This is a genomic window from Brachybacterium epidermidis (genome assembly GCF_015209585.1).
GTDB lineage: Bacteria > Actinomycetota > Actinomycetes > Actinomycetales > Dermabacteraceae > Brachybacterium > Brachybacterium epidermidis.
Window position 1 is genome coordinate 1 of sequence record NZ_JADEYR010000021.1, and the last position, 17801, is coordinate 17801.

Sequence of the window (17801 nt, forward strand, 5' to 3'; positions counted from 1 at the left end):
CAGTTCATCCTCTCGATGATGAGGGCCATGCCCTGTCCGCCTCCGACGCACAGGGTGGCCAGGCCCAGCTCGCCGTCTCGCGCGCGCAGGCCGTTGATCAGGGTCGTGGTCATGCGGGCGCCGGTGGAACCCCAAGGATGGCCCAGCGCGATGGCGCCGCCGTGGGCGTTGAGCCTGTCGTGGTCGATGCCGAGGTCCTCTGCCGCCGGGATCACCTGGGCTGCGAAGGCCTCGTTGAACTCGACCAGGTTGATGTCGTCGATGGTGAGGCCGGCCAGCGCCAGTGCGCGGCGGGTCGACTCCACCGGGCCCAGTCCCATGATCTCGGGGCTGAGGCCCGAGACGCCGGTGGCCAGGATGCGGGCCAGCGGCGCGATGCCGAGCTCCTCGGCGCGGTCTCGGTCCATCACCACCAGCGCGGCAGCGCCGTCGGAGAGCGGGCAGCAGTTGCCGGCGGTGACGGTGCCGTCGGGCCGGAACACGGGGTCGAGCCCCGCCACGGCCTCGAGGGTGACCCCGGGGCGCGGAGAGTCGTCCGTGGTGACCTGGGTGCCGTCGGGGGTGGTGACGGGGGTGATGTCGAGGTCGAAGAAGCCCGCCTCGCGGGCAGCCTCGGCACGGTTCTGGGAGCGCACCGCGTACTCGTCCTGCACCTCGCGGCTGATCCCGCGCAGCTCGGCGACGTTCTCGGCGGTCTGGCCCATCAGGATGTACGGGTCGGGCAGCTCGCCGTCCTCGCGCGGGTCGTGCCAGGGGGCGGGGATCTGACGGGTCGCACGGCGCTCGGTGCGCTCCCAGGCCTGCTGGTACATCGGGTCGCGCAGTTCGTCGTCGATGAACTTCCCGGGCACCATGGTCAGCGACTCGACGCCGGCGGAGACCACGGCCCTGGCCTCGCCGGAGAGCACGGCGTGGAAGGCGTTGCGGGTGGTCTGGATGCTGGAGGCGCAGAAGCGGTTGACGGTGCTGCCGGGAACGGTGTCCAGGCCCAGGCGCACCGCGACGATGCGGGCCAGGTTGGCGCCCTGGATCCCCTCGGGCAGGCCCACGCCCAGCTGCACGTCATCGAGGGTGGAGGGGTCCAGCTCGGGCACCTGGTCCAGGGCGGCGCGGACCATCTGGGCGGCGAGGTCGTCGGGGCGGACGTCCTTGAGCGAGCCCTTGCGGGCGCGGCCGATGGGGGAACGGGCGGCGGCGACGATCACGGCCTCGGGCACGGCTTCTCCTTCGATGACGGTGCACGGCGTCAGTGCGGCGAGCTGCAGGGCGCGAAGAACGCGCGAACAACAGCAACAGGAGCGCCGCGACCGACTGTTCTTGATACTACGGGTTGCAGTTACTTTGTGGGAAGTCCAGGACTCGACCACTCCGGGCCGCACGCCGACGGCACCGGGCACAACGCCTACGATCAGGGAATGACCGCGCCCGGCTTCACCATCGACACCCCGCGCCTCGAGGACGCCCCGGCCATCGCCCGCGTGCACGTGGAGAGCTGGCGGGACGCCTACGCCCATCTGCTGGAGGACCACGAGCACTGGTTCGGTGCCGCGGCCCTGGAGATCGCCCGGGCGATCAGGGAGGGTCTCGGCGCGCACCATCATGGGAAGGACTCACAGCCATGAACGCCCAGGACCCTTCCGCCCGCCTGGCCGCCGAGCGCATGCCGTACCGCACCGGTCGCCTCGCCGATGAGGCCGCCCCCGATCCCCTGGCCCTGTTCGACGCCTGGATGGCCGAGGCCTTCGAACGGCGCGACAGCCACGGCGATCTGCCCGAGCCCACCGCCGTGGTGCTGTCCACCATCAGCACCGATGCCGACGACCGGGCCCGGCCCCGTTCGCGGACCGTGCTGCTGAAGGCCCGGGACCGGCGCGGCTTCGTGGTGTACACGAACCTCGACTCCGACAAGGGCCGTGAGGTCGCTGCCTCCCCCGTGGCGTCCCTGCTGCTGCCGTGGTTCCCGCTGCAGCGCCAGGTGCGGATCGAGGGGCAGGTCGAGCAGGTCGATGCGGAGGAGGCCGATGCCTACTTCGCCTCCCGTCCCCGAGGCTCGCAGATCGGCGCCTGGGCGTCCCGGCAGTCACGGCCCGTGGCCTCCCGTGAGGTGCTCGAGGAGCAGTACGCCGAGGCCGAGGCGCGGTTCGAGGGCGGGCAGGTGCCGCGCCCGAGGCACTGGGGCGGGCTGCGCATCGTGCCGAATCGCATCGAGTTCTGGCAGGGCCGGGAGAACCGTCTGCACGACAGGATCGTGTACCGCAGGCCGGGCGGGCCTGACGGCGGCGGCTGGCAGCGCGAGCGCCTCCAGCCCTGAGCAGGGCCGGAGGCGCGGGTGGCTCCCTGACGGCTCGGGGCGGCACCGCCGTCAGCCGCGCACGGGTCGCAGCAGGCGCATGGCGTTGACGATCACCAGCAGCACGCTGGCCTCGTGCACCAGCATCCCCAGGGACATGGTGACCCCTCCCAGCAGCACACCCAGCAGCAGCATCCCCACGGTGACCAGGGCGATCACAATGTTCTGCCGCATCACCGCGACGGTGCGGCGGGCCAGTCGCAGCGACTGCGCCAGGGCCGACAGCGAGTCCCGCATCAGCGCGATGTCGCTGGTCTCGATGGCCACCGCACTGCCGGCGGCCCCCATCGAGATGCCGATGTCGGCCGAGGCCAGGGCGGGGGCGTCGTTGACGCCGTCGCCCACCATCGCCACGGTGCGGCCGCGCGCCTGCAGCGCCGCGATCTGATCGAGCTTGCCCTCGGGCAGCAGACCGGCGTGCACGGTGTCGATGCCCACCTCCGCGGCCACGGCCTGAGCCACGCGGGGCTGGTCGCCGGTGAGCATCACGACCTCGCGCACTCCTGCGCGGCGCAGGGCGGTGATCGCGTCGGCGGCCTCGGCCCGCGGGGTGTCGGCCAGTCCGATCACGCCCAGCACCGTCTCGTCGAGGGTGACGATCATCGGGGTGCGGCCGCGCCGCGCGGTCTCGTCGGCCAGGTCGATCGCCTCTCGCCGCTCGGAGCTGCCCCCGATGTCGGACTCGTGCAGCATCGCCTGGCTGCCCACGGTGATCGCATGGCCGCCGTGGCGGGCCAGCACACCGCGCCCCACCACAGCGTCGGCCTGTTCGGGGATCTGCCCCAGGTCCAGGCCCTCCGCACGGGCGGCCCAGACCACGGGGGCGGCCAGGGGGTGGTCGCTGGTGAGCTCGGCGCGGGCGGCCCACAGCAGCACCTCCTCGCGGGTGCGTCCCGGCAGTGGGAGCACGTCGGTGAGCACGGGCCGACCGGTGGTGAGGGTGCCGGTCTTGTCCAGGGCCACGGTGTCGATCCGGGCGGAGGTCTCCAGGTGCTCGCCGCCCTTGATCAGCATGCCGTCGCGCGCACCGCGGCCGATGCCCGCCACGATCGCGACCGGGATGGAGATCACCAGCGCGCCGGGGCAGGAGATCACCAGCAGCGTGAGCGCCAGTTCGACATCCCCGGTGAGCACCCCGAACACCACGGACAGCACGATGATCGCCGGGGTGTACCAGCGGGCGAAGCGGTCCATGAAGGCCTGCGTGGGGGCCTTGGCGTCCTGCGCCTCCTCCACCCGGCGGATGATGCGGGCCAGCGTGGTGTCCGCGCCGATGCCCTCGGCGAGCACGGTGAGCAGTCCACCGGTGGCGACGGTGCCGGCGTAGACGGGGTCCCCCTCGGACTTCTCGGCGGGAACGGACTCGCCGGTGATGCCGGCCTCGTCGATCGCGCCGCGGCCGGCCAGGACGTGCCCGTCCACGGGCACCCTGGTGCCGGGGCGCACCAGCACCTGCTCCCCCTGCCGCACCTCGGTGGCGGCGATGGTCTGCTCGGTGCCGTCCCGCAGCACCACGGCCTGCTCCGGGGCGGTGCTCACCAGGTCGGTGAGGGCCCGACGGGTGCGCTGCAGGGTGCCCTTCTCCAGGGCGTGGCCGATGGCGAACAGGGTGGTGACAGCCGCCGCCTCCCAGTACTCGCCGATCACGATCGCGCCGATGGTGGCGATGGAGACCAGCAGGTCGATGCCGACCACCCGGTGGCGCAGCGCCCTCACGGCGGCGATCAGGATCGGGGTGCCGCTCACCAGGGCCGCACCGACCATCAGCAGGCCGGCCGGCCCCGGCAGCACCGATCCGGTGGCCGGGGAGCCGGTCAGGGCGTCGAGCAGCCAGGACAGGCCGATCAGAACGGCGGCGATGCCGGGGCGCACCCAGGCGCGGACCGGGAGCAGCCCCTGCCCGCGACGCGCGGGCCTGCCCGTGGGCCCTGCGGGGCCGGGTCGCCGGCTGCCGCCGGGAGAATCCGGCGCGTAAGACCCTGCTGCGCGGGCGATGTCGGGATCGGGTCCCGCCGACGGGGCGCTGTCGAGGATGGGGCTGGGGCTGCTCATGATCGGTCCTTTCCCGGGGCGGGCGGCTCAGAAGGCGGAGGGGCGGGCGGTGTAGCCGGCGCGCTCGACGGCGTGCACCAGCTCGTCGACGCCGGTCACGGACGGGTCGTGGTTCACCTCGATGCGGGAGGAGGCGAAGTGGACGGTGGCGTCGGAGACGCCCGGCAGGGACCGCAGGGCCTTCTCGATCTTGGAGACGCAGGAGGGGCAGGAGAAGCCCTCGGCGCGCAGCACGGTACGAGTGGCAGCGGGGGCAGCAGTGGTGGTGTCGTCGGTGGTCATGGGGTTCCTTCCGGTCGGGTGAGCGGCCGTTCCGCTCATGACAGGAAACTTAGATCCGTCAGAACCGCAGTGCCTTGACGTCGGTCAAGCGCCGCTGCCGGGCCGCATGCCACAGTGATGCCATGGCCACCGATCCACCGAGCAGCGCAACTGCGGCGAGCGCCCCGCCGAGCAGCCCGCACCCGAGCAGCGTGTCCCCGCCGAGCCTGCCCGAGCCCGCCGGTGCACCCCAGGACACCTGCGTGGCGCGGGTGCCGATCTTCTCCCTGCTGAGCCCCGAGGACCAGCAGGCGGTGGCCTCCTTCGCCCACCCCGTGGACCTCGAGCGCGGGCAGCTGCTGTACCGGGCCGACGACCCGCTACGACGCCTGTTCGTGGTGCACCGCGGGAGGCTGAAGCTGGAGCGCACCTCCGTCACTGGTCGCGAGCACCTGCTGCGCGTGGTGGGGCCCGGGGACGTGGTGGGCGAGCACACCTTCCTCACCGGGACCCGGCCGGACTTCGTGGTGCAGGCGCTCGAGCCCGCGCAGATGTGCGTGTTCGACCACCGCGACCTGGCCACGCTCGTACGGCGGTTCCCCGCGATCTCCGTGGCCATGCTGCGGTCGTTGAGCGATCGTCTGGTCGCGAGCGAGAACCGCCTCGCGCTGGCGGGGGCGGAGGTGCCGGTGCGGGTGGCGGAGTACCTGCTCGCCCTGCCCTCGCAGGCGACGACGGCCGAGGGGCATCCGCTGGTGCGCTGGCCGCTGCCCAAGCGGGACGTGGCCGCCCTGCTGGGCACCACCCCGGAGTCGCTCTCCCGCGCCCTGGCCCGTCTGCGGCACGAGGGCCTGGTGATCCCGGCGGGGGAAGCGGTGGCGCTGCCGGACCTCGACGCACTGGAGGAGCGGGCGCGATACTGAGGGCGCCAGCCGCACTCCTCGAAGGCAGCCACCCATGAGCACCTCCCCCGTCGGCTACTCGTGCCGCGCCGCCAATGCGGCGGTGTGCGCCTGCGCGGAGGACCCGGCGCCGTGGTTCCCGGTGGAGGAGGCCCTGTTCGAGGACCAGCCCGGTGCCGAGGGCCTCAGCAACGAGCGGCTCACCGAGATCGCCGTCGGTGCCGGGGCGAGCGAGGCGGCGGGCGGCCCCCTCAGGACTGCCCCTCCTCGGGCGCCGGCAGCTCCAGGTCCTCCTCGCGGGGGATCGCGGCGTGCTCGCGCAGCACCTCGATGCGCACCACGTCGATGTCAACCGGGCCATCGATCCCCGAGACGGTGCCGTCGAAGCGCAGCTGCCACACGGCCCAGTCCTCCGGGGAGGGGCGCCCGCGGTCGGAGTAGAGCCAGTCGGGGCGGGAGTCCGCCACCGGCAGGCCGTAGTGGTCGCGCCATTCGCTGGAGGAGTAGATGACCATGCGCCTGCCCCAGGCTTTCTCCACCGCGTGCGTGAAGGCGTCGATCTCCGCCTGGGCGTCCACCGCTTCTGGTCGCTCCTCGCAGGCCCCGTCGAACTCGAGGTCCAGGGCGGGCGGCAGGGCGGTGTCGTCGGGCGGTGCGGCGGCCAGGAAGGAGGCGGCCTGCTCCGCGCCCGGGGAGCACAGCGTGAAGTAGTGGTAGGCGCCCACGGTGATCCCGGCGGCCCGTGCGCCGTCCCAGTTCAGGCGGAAGTGGGTGTCGGTGAAGCCGCTGCCCTCGGTGGCCTTGATGTAGGCGAACACGTAGCCGTCGCCGGCCACCTGCTCCCAGTCGATGTCGCGCTGGTAGCTGGAGACGTCGATGCCCATCGCCTCGTCCGCGGTCAGCTGGGTCTCCTCCGGCAGCTGGGTGAGGGCGGGGGCGCCGGCGGGGGTGCTGCCCACGGTCATGGCGGCATCGTCCGCGCGGTGCGGGCGGTCCCCGCCTCTCAGGTTCGCCACCAGGGCTGTACAGCCGCCGATCACCAGCAGCAGCACGGCCACCAGGATGGCCACGGCGATGCGCTGACGCCGACGGACCTGCTCACGGGTGAATCGGGGCACGCAGCGGACACTACCTGCCGCGGCCGTGAACGGTCGCGAAGGCACGCAGCAGGTGGGGCGGGTGATCCGCAGTGCGCCGACCCAGCAGGGCGAAGATGTCCTCCATCTCACCGGGGTCGAAGTACCCGTGGTCACGGTAGGCGCGGGCGCGCTCCATGACGGCGGGCACATCCAGCTCGGGATGGAACTGGGTGGCGTACTGGCGGGTGCCCACGCGGAACATCTGCACCGGGCAGTGCTCGCCGGTGGCCAGCACGGTGGCATGGGAGGGCAGGGCGGTGACCGCCTCCTTGTGCCCCACCAGCCCGGTGAACACCTCGGGCAGGCCCGCCTCGATGACCACGGGGTCCTCGCGCCCGGCCTCGGTGAGCGTGATGGGCACGGCGCCCAGCGGCTCGCCGTGGGTGCGATCGATGGTGGCGCCCACGTGGCTGCCCAGGGTGCCGATGCCGTAGCAGGCTCCCAGGAAGGGGATGTCCTGCTCCATCACCTCATCGAGCACCGCGGCGAGCGCCCTCTCGGCTCGGATCTGCTGCGGGGACTTGGTCTCGGCCGGGTCGGAGACGGTGAAGGGACTGCCGCCAAGGTAGATGCCGGAGAGCTCCTCGGCGCGGATCGCCGGGGCGTCCTCACGCTCGATGCGCACCCAGCGCAGGTCGTCGTGGCCCAGACCGCTGAAGCGCTGGAAGGAGGCGGCCTCGGCCCGGGCGACGTCGTCCTCGGGACGGGTGGTCAGCAGCAGGAACGGTTTCACGCGAGAATGCTAGCGGCCCCCGTCGAAGGAGATGCACGTGACCGATGACCGCACCACCCCCAGGATCGACCGCTGCGCCGTCCAGGACGTGGCGGCGATGCTGCCCGGTTGGCTGGAGACCGTCCGGCACCTGCGGCGCCAATCCGGGATCCAGGTGGCGATCTGGCACGACGGCGAGCTGGTGTGCGAGGTGGCGGTCGGCCCTGCCGATGCGGAGCAGGGCATCGCACTGCTGCCCTCGCACCGGCTGCGGATCGCCTCGCACTCCAAGATGTTCGCGGCCCTGGCGGTGATGCGCCTTCTCGAGCAGGGCCGCCTGCGGCTGGACGACACCCTCGGCGAGCGGGTCCCGGAGCTGGCCTCCTCCCCCGTCGCCGATCGCAGCCTGCGCGACCTGCTCTCCCATGCGGCGGGCCTGTCCCGCGACTCGGCCGACTCCCGCTGGTGGCGCCTGGGAACCCCGTTCCCGGACCGCGCGCAGCTGCTGGAGATCGCCCGCACCGGGGCCGTGGTCACCGAGGCGGGCCTGCACCTGCAGTACTCCAACATCGGCTACGGGCTGCTGGGCCTGGTGGTCGAGGAGGTCACCGGCCAGGACTTCGCCGCCGCCGTCACCGCACTGGTGCTGGACCCGGTGGGCGTGGACGGCATCGGCCCGGACCTGCCCGCGCAGGCCGTCGGCCCGGAGGATCCCTGCGGGTTCGCGCCCGGGCACTCCTCGCTGCTGCACGGTCCGCGCCGGATCATCGAGCAGATCCCCACCGGCGCGCTGGCGGCCGCCACCGGGTTCTGGGCCAGCGCCGGCGCGATCGCCACCTTCGCGGGCCGGGTGCTGACCGAGGGTGCCCTGCTGGATCCGAGCACGCTGCGGCAGATGCGCCGACGGGTGTGGACCCTGCGCGACGGCGGCCACTACGGGCTGGGCCTGCAGGAGGGCCGCCTGCACGGCTTCACGGTGATCGGGCATTCCGGCGGCTTCCCCACCGGGCTCTCCCGCACCTGGGTGGCCCCGGCGGAGCGCCTCGTGGTCAGCGTGATCGGCACCGCCGTGGATGCGCCCAGCTCGGAGATCGCCCACGGCGTGCTGGGACTGCTGGCCCTGGCCGCCGGCCGGCCCGCCCCGCACGCGGAGTCGTGGGAGGGGCCCGGGGCGCTCGGCGGCGCCTCCGACGGGCGGCCCCGACCCGCCGCGATCGAGGAGCAGCAGGCCGTGGCGATCGACGGCCGGGAGGTGACGGCGGCGCAGCTCGCCGATCTGGTCAGCGGCACCTACGACTCCCTGTGGGGACGGGCGCGGCTGGTGGTGCTGGGCGGGCGGCTGTTCGACCTGGACGACACCGCGACGGATCCTGCCGAGGACGCCCTCGAGCTGTGCGTGGCCGGGGTGCGGTCCGATCCCATCGAGCCGGACCGCACGGCGGTGGAGCTGGCCGCCTGGGGCGACACCGGGTACGGCACCTGGGCCGAGCCGATCCTGGCGCGGGTGCAGGCCGACGGCGAGGATCTCGCCTGCACGGGCCTGATCGAGACCGGTCAGCTGCTGACCCCGTCGGCGCAGTTCACCATGCCGGATCGGGTGCGGGCCCCGCACTGATCAGCCCTTACAGGCTCCCCCTCAGCCGCCGGCTCCCAGCAGACCGCGCAGGGCCCCCGTGAGGCCCTCGACCTCCACGGCCACGTCGGGCCTGCGGAAACGCTCGGGGGTGAGGCTGAAGCGCTGCTGTGTCTTGGCACGGCCGTTCTCCCGATGGAGAGGTTCCAGTCGCTGGGGCCGGCAGGCAAGGCAGAGTCCCCCGGCTCCCACCGCGAGCGGCGGGAGCCGGGGGACTCGTGATCCGGGGGTGTCAGCTGTTGAGCTCACCCTCGATGGTGCGGCCCTCGGGGGCGGGGGCGGTGTCCTGCCCGGAGGTCACCGAGGGCTGCGCGGAGCGCTCGGTGTGGGCCACGTTGATCTTGCGCGGCTTGGCCTCCTCGGCCATGGGGATGGTCAGACGCAGCACGCCGTCGCTGTACTCCGCCTCGATGCGGTCCAGGGAGACCCGGCTGCCCAGGGTGAGCTGGCGGGCGAAGGTGCCGGTGGGGCGCTCACGGGTGAGCCAGGAGCGCTCCGCGTCGTTCGAGGCCGAGGCCTTGCGCTCGGCGCGCACCGTGAGGGTGCGGTCCTCGACGTCGACGTCCACGCTGGCGGGGTCCACGCCGGGCAGGTCGATCTCGGCGACGAAGCGGTCGTCCTCGCGGTACAGATCCATCGGCATGCCGACCGAGGCCGGGGTGCGGGCGAGATCCGAGAAGAAGCGGTCCACTTCCTGGAAGGGGGTGAAGCTGCGAGCCATGGTGTGCCTCCTGCGGTATCGGTGTGCGGTCGAGCAGGGGCCGTAGCTCCTCCTGCTCTCGGCAGGGTCAACGCGGCGCCATCCCTCCCTATTCCAAAGTTGAGCCGACTGCGCTCACGTGAGCTGGATTACGCGAAAGGCGTTGGGGGCGGAGAGTCCCAGCATGGCGCAGATGGGCCGCTGTGTCTGCCCGTCGCGGGTGGACTCTGGGCGCTGCCCGCCCGCGATCCCCGCCCCCGCCTCCCCGCGCCGTGTTGCGCCGTCTCGCCGCGCCGCGCCGTCTCGCCCCGTGCCGCGCCTCCCCGACCGGCGGCCGCGAGGCTCCTACCGTGGATCCATGACCGCCGCCGTGCTGCTGACCGGCTTCGCCCCCTTCGACGGGGCCGACATCAACGAGTCCTGGCAAGCCGTCCAGGCCGCCGCCGCGCAGCTGCGCGCGGACGGCATCGAGGTGGCGCAGCTGGAGCTGCCGGTCGAGTTCGACGCCGCTGGGTACCTGCTGGAGGCGGCCGTGCGCGAGCACCGTCCCGGCCTGGTGGTGGCCACGGGCCTGGCGGCCGGACGCCGCGCCGTCACTCCGGAGCGGGTGGCGATCAACGTGCGCGACGCACGCATCCCGGACAACGCCGGTGACCGCCCCGTCGATGAGCCCGTGGTGCCGGGCGGTCCCGTCGGCCACTTCAGCACCCTGCCCATCAAGGCGATCGTGGCCGCCCTGGCCCAGGAGCCCGCGATCCCGGCGGCGGTCTCGCAGACGGCCGGCACCTACGTGTGCAACGACGTGTTCTACCGCCTGCTGCACCTGCTGGCCACCGACCCCGGCCTGGCCGGAATGCGGGGCGGCTTCGTCCATCTGCCGGCAGCCGCGGACCTGCCGGTGGAGGACTCCGCCCGGGCGCTGGTGCGGGCCGTCCGCACCTGTCTGGCGACCCCGGAGGACGTGGTGCTCACCGGCGGCGCCGAGCACTGACCGCCCCGGTCCCGCCGCACTGCACCCGGCACCCGGCTCGCGGCTCGCGGCTCCAGCGTAGAGTTATCCACAGGGTTCTCCACATCTGGGGATGAATCACAAGGATGTAGTTCCCCAGGCCCCGTGGCGCAGATCCCCGTGCTTCGCGGAGTGCCGCCCGCATCTCGCGGCCCTCAACGATCCCAGCGATCCACAACGCGACGCCGGTTGTCCACAGCAAGACCGTGAAATCCCCCGCGCACCCCGGTTCATCCACAATGCTGTCCATAGCTGGGGATAGTCACACCGGTGTCATTCGGCGGTGCCCTGCACGGATGTTCCGCAGGGCTCTCTCGTACAGCAGGCCTCGGCCTGCTCAGAAGTAGGGGACGGTGAGCGCCTTCAGCACCACCGCCACCGCGCACAGCAGCACCGCACCGGCGATCAGGACCCCGTGGATCAGGGCGGAGCGCCGGGCGAGGGCCTGGCGGTCGGTGCCGTGCGTGGCCTTGGGCCGCAGCGCGAACATGGCCGCGACCAGGGCCGTGCCCACCAGCAGCCCGCCCAGATGGCCCTGCCAGGAGATGTTCGGGACAGTGAAGGTGATCAGCAGGTTCAGGCCGATCAGCACCAGGATCTGGGCGCTCTGGCCACCCAGGCGGCGGTTGACGATGAACATGCTGCCGAACAGTCCGAACACTCCGCCGCTGGCACCCAGGGTGGCGGTGGTCCACTCCAGGGTCATCGGGTTCGCGAGCACGTACACCGCGGTGTGGCCGCCGAGGACGGAGGCCAGGAACACCCCGGCGTAGCGGGTGTGGCCCAGGGTCTGCTCGAGGTACTGCCCCACCACCCACAGCGCCCACATGTTCAGCGCCAGGTGCATCACGCCGCCGTGCAGGAACCCGGCGGTGAGGAAGGTCCACGGCATCGCCAGCGCTCGGAACGGCGCGAAGATCCCCCACTGGGTGACGATGTGCGGGACCAGAGCCTGCCCCAGGAAGGCCAGCACGCACAGACCCATCAGGGTGTAGGTGACGTACGGGGTGCGGCGCCCTGCCGACGCCCCCATCGCGTTGCGGGGGCGGGTGCCGGCCTGCTGGCGGGCGATGTCCCTCTCGCAGTCCACGCACAGCACGCCCACCTGGGTGGGGCGCTGGCACTGCGGGCAGGCGGGACGCTCGCAGCGCTTGCAGCGCACGTAGCTGACGGTGTCCGGATGGCGAGGGCAGACGGGCTGACCCTGCGGGTCCGGGACGTCCTGTGCGCTGTAGCCGTAGGTGGGGCGGTTCATGGGGTCATTCCTACACGACCGCCCTGGACCGCACGCCCCGCCCGCGGGGGCGCTCACACCACCGTGTACGGGAACGCCTGGAACAGCTTCTCGAAGCGGCGCTTCTGGGCGGGGGTGACCTCCGCGAGCTCCTTCAGGTCCAGGCGCCGTTTCCCGGCCGCGCCGGTGCGGCCCCACGTGCCCACCAGCGCGCCGCGCCGCAGGGCAGCGCGCTTGAACACCCCGTTGTTGCCCGGCACCAGCGCGCGGTGCTGCTCCTCGTCCATCAGGTAGAGCCGGTCGCGGTAGCCCAGCACCAGCTCGTCGAAGCCGGGCAGCAGCAGCTCGGCCATGGTCTCCTTCTCGTGCTCGGCGTACTCCTCCAGCAGGCCGGGCCGGAACCACAGCTTCTCCCCGTCGCCGCCGGTGGCCCGGCCGGGCTGGGAGTGCACGACGCCCTTCGCGTCGGCGAAGCCGTGCTCGAGCTGGTCGCCCACCTGCCCCAGGGCCTGGTCGATGCGCCTCATCGGCAGCTTGGACCACCAGGCGAGGTCCCGGACGGTCGCAGGGCCGTGGCTGGTGAAGTACCGCAGGGCCAGCTCGGCGATGGCGGCGGTCTCGTCCCCGCCGAAGGTGCCCTCGAGATCGGATCCGTGGGGCAGCCACCGCTCGGCCAGCACCACGGCGGTCTCCCCCTCGTCGCGCCAGGGGCCGTAGGCGGCCACCCCGGTCGAGAGGAAGTGGGTGAGCATGTGGTAGCCGCGACCGTCGTCGGTGGCCAGGCCCGCCCCCTGCCAGGCCGCCATCAGCTCCCCGCGCAGCACGCCCCGGCCGACGCCCGGGTCGGACTGCTCAGCGGCGAGCTCCTCGAGCACCCGCCGGGCGGTGCCGAAGTGCTCCTCCTCCAGGCCCAGGCCGCTGCGGCGCTTGACGGCCGAGCGCACGGAGGCGCCCGCGCACAGCTCGGTGAGCCACGCGAGGGTGTCGGCGGCCACCGCGAACACGGTGCCGCGCATCGGGTAGCCGCGCACGATCAGTCCGCTGTCGAAGGCGGCGTACACGCGCGTGAGGTCACCGCCGGTGCGCAGCGCCAGGGAGGCCATCACGCCGGGCAGGTCCTGCCCCTGGTGGGCGCCGAAGGAGCGGGCCGCCTCCAGCGGGGTGCGGAAGCGGACCGGGCCCACCAGGCCCTGCGCGAGGATGCGGGCTCCGGCCAGGTGTCGCTGCGTCATGGTCGGAGGCTATCGGCCTGCGGCCGCGGTGGGGAGGGCCCGGCCGAGTCGATCGGTCGGAAGCGGGACGGGCCATGACGGCAGCGCCCCGCCGCGGAGCTGGTGCTCCGGGCGGGGCGTCACGGTCGCGCCGACGGGCGCGCGGTCAGTGCGGGATCAGGGTGCGCTCAGCGCTCGACGGTGACCGACTCGATGACGACGTCCTCGAGGGGACGGTCGCGCATGTCGGTCTTGGTGGCGGCGATCTCGTCGACGACCTTCTTGGAGTCCTCGTCGGCCACGACACCGAACACGGTGTGCTTGCCCTGCAGGTGCGGGGTGGGGCCCACGGTGATGAAGAACTGGGAGCCGTTGGTGCCGGAGGGGCGGCCGGTGATGGCGTTCATGCGCTTGCCGGCGTTGGCCATGGCCAGCACGTAGGGCTCGTTGAAGTTCTTCTCGGAGATCTCGTCGTCGAAGGTGTAGCCGGGGCCGCCGGTGCCGGTGCCCAGCGGGTCACCGCCCTGGATCATGAACCCGGAGATCACGCGGTGGAAGATCACGCCGTCGTAGAAGGGGCGCGTGACCTTCTGACCGTTCTCGGGGTCGGAGAACTCGCGGGTCCCCTCAGCGAGGCCCACGAAGTTCTCGACGGTCTTCGGGGCGTGGTCGGGGTACAGCTCCAGGCGGATGTCCCCGTGGTTGGTGTGCAGAGTTGCGAACATGGCGTCATCCTCGCACACCGCCGTGGGACGGCCAGGGGCCCGCGACGGCGGGCCGCGCACGTCCCTGCCGGCTCCCTGCCGATGCGTCACCGCCGGGTCCGCACTCCCGTCGGACATACCGTTCGGCTGGGAACCGGGATGCGGGCACGCGTTAGAGTTGTGCCACACGGATCCGCCGCGTCCACCCGGATGCGGGGGTCCAGGGACCGCCGTCGGCCCGATCCGGCGGATACAGACCGAAAGGGGAATCCCTCATGGCGCTGACCACGAAGCGGGAGACCAAGAAGGCCAAGAAGCAGGCCAAGAAGACCGCAGCCGCTGCCGGCTCGACCCAGCAGCAGGCGGAGAAGGCCATCATCGAGCTGCAGAAGCTCGCCGCGGCCATCGGACCGGTCGTGTCCGAGGGCGCTCGCGAGGCCCGCAGCCGCAGCCGCGGCCTGGTGGACCAGGTGCGTCCGGCCGTCGAGGACAAGCTGCGTCACCAGGGCGACAAGATCGCGGGCCTCACCGCCGCCGTCGGCCCCTTCGCCGACAAGTTCATGCACGACCTGCAGGACGACTACTACCCGCGTGCCCGTCGCACCGCCAGCACCACGAACAACGTGCTGCGCGCGGCTGTGGACGCGGCCCGGGCGGAGCTGGACAAGGGCCAGGCGGACATCCGCGCCGCTGTGCTGACCCCCACTCCGCAGAAGAAGAAGGGCGGCGCCGGCAAGGTGCTGCTGGTCCTGGGCCTGGCTGCAGCCGGTGCCGCCGCCGGGTACGTGGCCTGGCAGAAGACCCGCCCGGTGGAGGACCCGTGGGCTCCCCCGGCGGACTTCGCCCGTGCGCACTACCCCGCCTCGGCCTCCTCGGAGACCGACTCCTCGACCGTGTCCGACACCGTCGGCTCGGCCGATGCCGGTGACGTGGCCCAGTCTTTGAAGGGTGAGGACCGCAACTCCGACGTCGAGCCGACGACCGTCAAGGTCGACTCTGACCTCGAGGAGAGCAAGACCAACGGCGAGGTCGACGGCGAGAAGCGCGGCACCCACCGCGGCGACGCCTGAGACCACCCGCCTGACGTCACGGCCCCGATCGCGGCCTGACCGGCGGGCCCCGGCCCGCACGCTTCGCTGAACGGCGCGGCGGCCCCCTCCACGGAGGGTGGTCGCCGCGCCGTCGTTCGCATCACCGACTGAGCTCAGGCCCCCCTGGGGCGGGCCCGCTCAGGGCCGCCCGAGGGCTCGGAACTCCCAGCCGGCCTCGCGCCACTGCCGCGGCTCCAGCACGTTGCGGCCGTCGATGATCCGCGGCACCTCCACCAGTTCCCGCGTGCGGGCCGGGTCCAGCTCCTTGTACTGGCCCCACTCGGTCAGCAGCAGCACCAGTTCGGCGCCGCGCAGGGCCTGGTCGGTGTCCTGCTCGGTCTCCAGGCCGGGTGCGCGTCGGGCCGCACCGGCAAGCGCCTCCGGGTCGGTGATCCGCACCTGGGCCCCGGCCTCACGCAGCCGGCAGGCCACCTCCAGGGCCGGGGAGTCGCGCACGTCGTCGCTGTCGGGCTTGAACGCGGCTCCCAGCACGGTGATCCGTCGGCCCCGCAGCCCGCTGGTCGTCTCGGCCCCCAGCAGCTCGACGGCCAGCTCGACCACGCGGGTGCGGCGGCGCCCGTTGATCGCGTCGACCTCGCGCAGGAAGGCGAGGGACTCCCCCACCCCCAGGTCCTCGGCGCTGGCCATGAAGGCGCGGATGTCCTTGGGCAGGCAGCCGCCGCCGAAGCCCACGCCGGCCCGCAGGAACTTGGGGCCGATGCGGTCGTCCATGCCGATCGCGCGGGCCACGTCGGTGACGTCCGCACCGGTGGCCTCGCATATCTCGCTGATGGCGTTGATGAAGGAGATCTTGGTGGCCAGGAAGGCATTGGCGGAGGCCTTCACCAGCTCAGCGGCCTCGAACCCCATCACCAGGCGGGTGGTGCCGCGCTCCAGGATCTGCGCGTAGACCGCGTCGAGCCGGCCGGCCGCGGCCTCGGTGGCCTCGTGGTCCTCGGGATCGGCCACGCCGTACACCAGGCGGTCGGGGGCCAGGGTGTCCTTGACGGCGAACCCCTCCCGCAGGAACTCGGGGTTCCAGATCAGGTGCACGCCCTGGACGGCCCCCAGCTGCTCGGCGAGCGTGCGGGCGGTGCCGACCGGCACCGTGGACTTGCCCACCACCAGGGTGGGGGCGCCCCCGCGAGCGGGGAGCACCTCGCGCAGGGAGTCCGCGGCGGCGCGCAGGTAGCTGAGGTCGGCGCCGTTGCCGTCGGTGCGCTGCGGGGTGCCCAGGCCCAGGAAGTGCACCTCGACATCGGCGAGGTCCGCGTAGTCGGTGGTGAAGCGCAGGCGGTCCGCCTGGAGGCCACGGCGCAGTATCTGCTCGAATCCGGGCTCGTGGAAGGGCGCGCGGCCGTCGTTCAGGGCGGCCACGCGATCGGCGTCGACGTCCAGGCCGATCACGTCATGGCCCAGCTCGGCCATGCTGGCGGCGTGGACGGCGCCCAGGTATCCGACGCCGATCACCGAGATCGTCGTGCTCATCGTGCACTGCTCCTTCCGAGGGGGGTGGGGGATGCGGCCAGCAGGGAGCGGGCCATCGCGAGCCTGGAGGGGCAGGGTCGCAGGGCCGGGCGACGGGAAAGTGTCGGGCCGGTGTCGCGGGGGTGTCAGGCCCTCTCGTGCAGCCAGGTGCGCGCACGCCGGCGCGCTCGAGCTGGGCGGTACGGAGGGTGGCGGTGGGCCGAGCTTCCTAGACTGGCGTGCATGCCCGACGCCCCGCCCCACCCCCGGACAGCCCTCCATGCCGACGGCCCCGCCCGTGGCCCCCCACCCGCCGGCGCCGGCCGCTACGCCCCCTCCCCCTCCGGGGACCTGCACCTGGGGAACCTGCGCACCGCGATCCTGGCCTGGGCCCTGGCTCGCCGCACGCACCGTCGCTTCCACCTGCGCGTGGAGGACCTTGATCGGGTGAAGGAAGGCTCCGAGGCACGCCAGCTGGAGGACCTCGTGGCCCTCGGCATCGACTGGGACGGCGAGGTGGTGCGGCAGTCCGAGCGCGGCGAGGCGCACGAGGCGGCGATCGGGCAGCTTCAGGTCGCCGGTGCCGCGTACGAGTGCTACTGCACGCGCCGCGAGATCCTCGACGCGCCCAGCGCCCCGCACTCCCCTCCCGGCGCCTACCCCGGCACCTGCCGGGACCTCACGGACGATCAGCGCGAGACGGGCCGGGCGAAGATGCGGGAACTGCGACGCGAACCGGCCCTGCGCCTGCGCGCCGAGGTGAACGAGTGGACCGTCACCGACCTGTGGGCCGGACAGGTCACTGCGGCGGTGGACGATCTGGTGTTGCGCCGCGGCGACGGGGTGGTGGCGTACAACCTCGCCGTGGTGGTGGATGATGCCGCAGCCGGGGTGGACCAGGTGACCCGCGCCGATGACCTGCTCACCTCGGCCCCCCGCCAGGCCTACCTCGCGCACCTGCTGGGGCTGCCCGAGCCCACCTACGCGCACGTGCCGCTGGCCGTGAACACCAGCGGCGCGCGCCTTGCCAAGCGGGACGGCGCGGTGACACTGCGCGACCGCCTGGCGCGGGGCGAGAGCGAGGCCGACGTGGTGGAGCGGATCGGCGAATCACTGGGCCTTGCCGGCTGCCGCACCGCCGCGGACGTGCTGGAGCGGTGGGACCCGCAGAATCTGGTCCAAGAGCCGTGGGTGGTGGACCTCAAGGGCTGACGGGACCCCACTCCGCCTCTTCCCACAACTCCGAGGCCCCTGGCCACGGCCGGCAGCAATGCGTCTCGCGCCACGGGACCTTCGTCTACCGCGCCACACCTACCACGGAGTAATCCCGCAACTC

General features: G+C 72.9%; 17 protein-coding genes. 7 read left to right on the forward strand and 10 right to left on the reverse strand.

Annotation, left to right across the window (positions count from 1 at the left end; genetic code table 11):
• Positions 1 to 1217: acetyl-CoA C-acetyltransferase (locus IOE58_RS13320; RefSeq protein ID WP_193866848.1), on the reverse strand; the 1217-nt coding region annotated here is incomplete at its 3' end.
• Between the two features lie 198 nt (positions 1218 to 1415).
• Here IOE58_RS13320 and IOE58_RS13325 point away from each other — a divergent pair.
• Positions 1416 to 1622: a hypothetical protein gene (locus IOE58_RS13325; protein WP_193866849.1), complete on the forward strand. Its 207-nt coding sequence runs from the start codon at positions 1416 to 1418 to the stop codon at positions 1620 to 1622.
• The gene (pdxH, locus tag IOE58_RS13330) at positions 1619 to 2311 is read left to right on the forward strand and encodes a pyridoxamine 5'-phosphate oxidase (protein ID WP_193866850.1); all 693 of its coding nucleotides are present in this window, start codon (positions 1619 to 1621) and stop codon (positions 2309 to 2311) included. The genes IOE58_RS13325 and pdxH overlap by 4 nt, the downstream gene beginning before the upstream one ends.
• A gap of 51 nt (positions 2312 to 2362) precedes the next feature.
• On the opposite strand, the gene IOE58_RS13335 is transcribed toward pdxH, so the two are convergent.
• Both IOE58_RS13335 and IOE58_RS13340 read right to left on the reverse strand, forming a co-directional pair.
• Complete coding sequence (locus tag IOE58_RS13335; RefSeq protein ID WP_228020155.1) at positions 2363 to 4402, reverse strand: heavy metal translocating P-type ATPase; 2040 nt, start codon at positions 4400 to 4402, stop codon at positions 2363 to 2365.
• A gap of 27 nt (positions 4403 to 4429) precedes the next feature.
• On the reverse strand, positions 4430 to 4684 hold the full coding sequence (locus IOE58_RS13340; RefSeq protein WP_193866851.1) for a heavy-metal-associated domain-containing protein: 255 nt from the start codon (positions 4682 to 4684) through the stop codon (positions 4430 to 4432).
• A 191-nt stretch (positions 4685 to 4875) separates the two neighbouring features.
• Between IOE58_RS13340 and IOE58_RS13345 the strand changes: the two genes are divergently transcribed.
• Positions 4876 to 5586: a Crp/Fnr family transcriptional regulator gene (locus IOE58_RS13345; RefSeq protein WP_348981994.1), complete on the forward strand. Its 711-nt coding sequence runs from the start codon at positions 4876 to 4878 to the stop codon at positions 5584 to 5586.
• A 230-nt stretch (positions 5587 to 5816) separates the two neighbouring features.
• Here IOE58_RS13345 and IOE58_RS13350 read toward each other — a convergent pair whose 3' ends face one another.
• On the reverse strand, positions 5817 to 6683 hold the full coding sequence (locus IOE58_RS13350) for a GH25 family lysozyme (RefSeq protein ID WP_193866853.1): 867 nt from the start codon (positions 6681 to 6683) through the stop codon (positions 5817 to 5819).
• 10 nt (positions 6684 to 6693) lie between these two features.
• Positions 6694 to 7437, reverse strand: a complete 744-nt coding sequence (locus tag IOE58_RS13355) for a glutamine amidotransferase (RefSeq protein ID WP_193866854.1) — start codon at positions 7435 to 7437, stop codon at positions 6694 to 6696.
• 37 nt (positions 7438 to 7474) lie between these two features.
• Here IOE58_RS13355 and IOE58_RS13360 point away from each other — a divergent pair, with 37 nt between their 5' ends.
• Positions 7475 to 9031 carry a serine hydrolase domain-containing protein gene (locus IOE58_RS13360; protein ID WP_348981995.1) on the forward strand — a complete coding sequence of 519 codons (1557 nt, stop codon included), beginning with the start codon at positions 7475 to 7477 and terminating at the stop codon, positions 9029 to 9031.
• Positions 9032 to 9281: 250 nt separating this feature from the next.
• Here the strand turns inward: IOE58_RS13360 and IOE58_RS13365 are convergent, their stop codons facing one another.
• Complete coding sequence (locus IOE58_RS13365; RefSeq protein ID WP_193866856.1) at positions 9282 to 9770, reverse strand: Hsp20/alpha crystallin family protein; 489 nt, start codon at positions 9768 to 9770, stop codon at positions 9282 to 9284.
• A 337-nt stretch (positions 9771 to 10107) separates the two neighbouring features.
• On the opposite strand from IOE58_RS13365, the gene IOE58_RS13370 reads away from it, so the two are divergent.
• A complete protein-coding gene (locus IOE58_RS13370) occupies positions 10108 to 10740 on the forward strand; it encodes a pyroglutamyl-peptidase I (RefSeq protein ID WP_193866857.1) in 633 nt (210 codons plus the stop codon).
• A 355-nt stretch (positions 10741 to 11095) separates the two neighbouring features.
• On the opposite strand, the gene IOE58_RS13375 is transcribed toward IOE58_RS13370, so the two are convergent.
• The 3 genes from IOE58_RS13375 to IOE58_RS13385 all read right to left on the reverse strand — a co-directional run bounded on the left by IOE58_RS13375 (position 11096) and on the right by IOE58_RS13385 (position 13928).
• Positions 11096 to 12013 carry a rhomboid family intramembrane serine protease gene (locus IOE58_RS13375; RefSeq protein ID WP_193866858.1) on the reverse strand — a complete coding sequence of 306 codons (918 nt, stop codon included), beginning with the start codon at positions 12011 to 12013 and terminating at the stop codon, positions 11096 to 11098.
• A 53-nt stretch (positions 12014 to 12066) separates the two neighbouring features.
• The gene (locus tag IOE58_RS13380; RefSeq protein ID WP_193866859.1) at positions 12067 to 13224 is read right to left on the reverse strand and encodes a winged helix DNA-binding domain-containing protein; all 1158 of its coding nucleotides are present in this window, start codon (positions 13222 to 13224) and stop codon (positions 12067 to 12069) included.
• A gap of 167 nt (positions 13225 to 13391) precedes the next feature.
• Positions 13392 to 13928 (reverse strand): peptidylprolyl isomerase, encoded by a 537-nt coding sequence (locus tag IOE58_RS13385; RefSeq protein ID WP_193866860.1) that lies wholly within the window; start codon positions 13926 to 13928, stop codon positions 13392 to 13394.
• Between the two features lie 254 nt (positions 13929 to 14182).
• Here IOE58_RS13385 and IOE58_RS13390 point away from each other — a divergent pair, with 254 nt between their 5' ends.
• Entirely contained in the window at positions 14183 to 14977 is a 795-nt protein-coding gene (locus IOE58_RS13390; RefSeq protein ID WP_193866861.1) for a hypothetical protein, read from the forward strand.
• A gap of 159 nt (positions 14978 to 15136) precedes the next feature.
• Here the strand turns inward: IOE58_RS13390 and IOE58_RS13395 are convergent, their stop codons facing one another.
• Positions 15137 to 16486: a UDP-glucose dehydrogenase family protein gene (locus IOE58_RS13395; RefSeq protein ID WP_193866862.1), complete on the reverse strand. Its 1350-nt coding sequence runs from the start codon at positions 16484 to 16486 to the stop codon at positions 15137 to 15139.
• Positions 16487 to 16708: 222 nt separating this feature from the next.
• Here IOE58_RS13395 and gluQRS point away from each other — a divergent pair, with 222 nt between their 5' ends.
• Positions 16709 to 17677, forward strand: a complete 969-nt coding sequence (gluQRS, locus tag IOE58_RS13400) for a tRNA glutamyl-Q(34) synthetase GluQRS (RefSeq protein ID WP_228020158.1) — start codon at positions 16709 to 16711, stop codon at positions 17675 to 17677.
• Positions 17678 to 17801 lie beyond the last annotated feature (124 nt).

What these genes read in the sequence shown, in the direction of transcription:
- IOE58_RS13325 (WP_193866849.1), top strand. Translation starts at nt 1,416, where the DNA reads ATGACCGCGCCCGGCTTCACCATCGACACCCCGCGCCTCGAGGACGCC.
- pdxH (WP_193866850.1), top strand. Translation starts at nt 1,619, where the DNA reads ATGAACGCCCAGGACCCTTCCGCCCGCCTGGCCGCCGAGCGCATGCCG.
- IOE58_RS13335 (WP_228020155.1), bottom strand. Translation starts at nt 4,402, where the DNA reads ATGAGCAGCCCCAGCCCCATCCTCGACAGCGCCCCGTCGGCGGGACCC.
- IOE58_RS13340 (WP_193866851.1), bottom strand. Translation starts at nt 4,684, where the DNA reads ATGACCACCGACGACACCACCACTGCTGCCCCCGCTGCCACTCGTACC.
- IOE58_RS13365 (WP_193866856.1), bottom strand. Translation starts at nt 9,770, where the DNA reads ATGGCTCGCAGCTTCACCCCCTTCCAGGAAGTGGACCGCTTCTTCTCG.
- IOE58_RS13370 (WP_193866857.1), top strand. Translation starts at nt 10,108, where the DNA reads ATGACCGCCGCCGTGCTGCTGACCGGCTTCGCCCCCTTCGACGGGGCC.
- IOE58_RS13375 (WP_193866858.1), bottom strand. Translation starts at nt 12,013, where the DNA reads ATGAACCGCCCCACCTACGGCTACAGCGCACAGGACGTCCCGGACCCG.
- IOE58_RS13380 (WP_193866859.1), bottom strand. Translation starts at nt 13,224, where the DNA reads ATGACGCAGCGACACCTGGCCGGAGCCCGCATCCTCGCGCAGGGCCTG.
- IOE58_RS13385 (WP_193866860.1), bottom strand. Translation starts at nt 13,928, where the DNA reads ATGTTCGCAACTCTGCACACCAACCACGGGGACATCCGCCTGGAGCTG.
- IOE58_RS13390 (WP_193866861.1), top strand. Translation starts at nt 14,183, where the DNA reads ATGGCGCTGACCACGAAGCGGGAGACCAAGAAGGCCAAGAAGCAGGCC.
- IOE58_RS13395 (WP_193866862.1), bottom strand. Translation starts at nt 16,486, where the DNA reads ATGAGCACGACGATCTCGGTGATCGGCGTCGGATACCTGGGCGCCGTC.
- gluQRS (WP_228020158.1), top strand. Translation starts at nt 16,709, where the DNA reads ATGCCCGACGCCCCGCCCCACCCCCGGACAGCCCTCCATGCCGACGGC.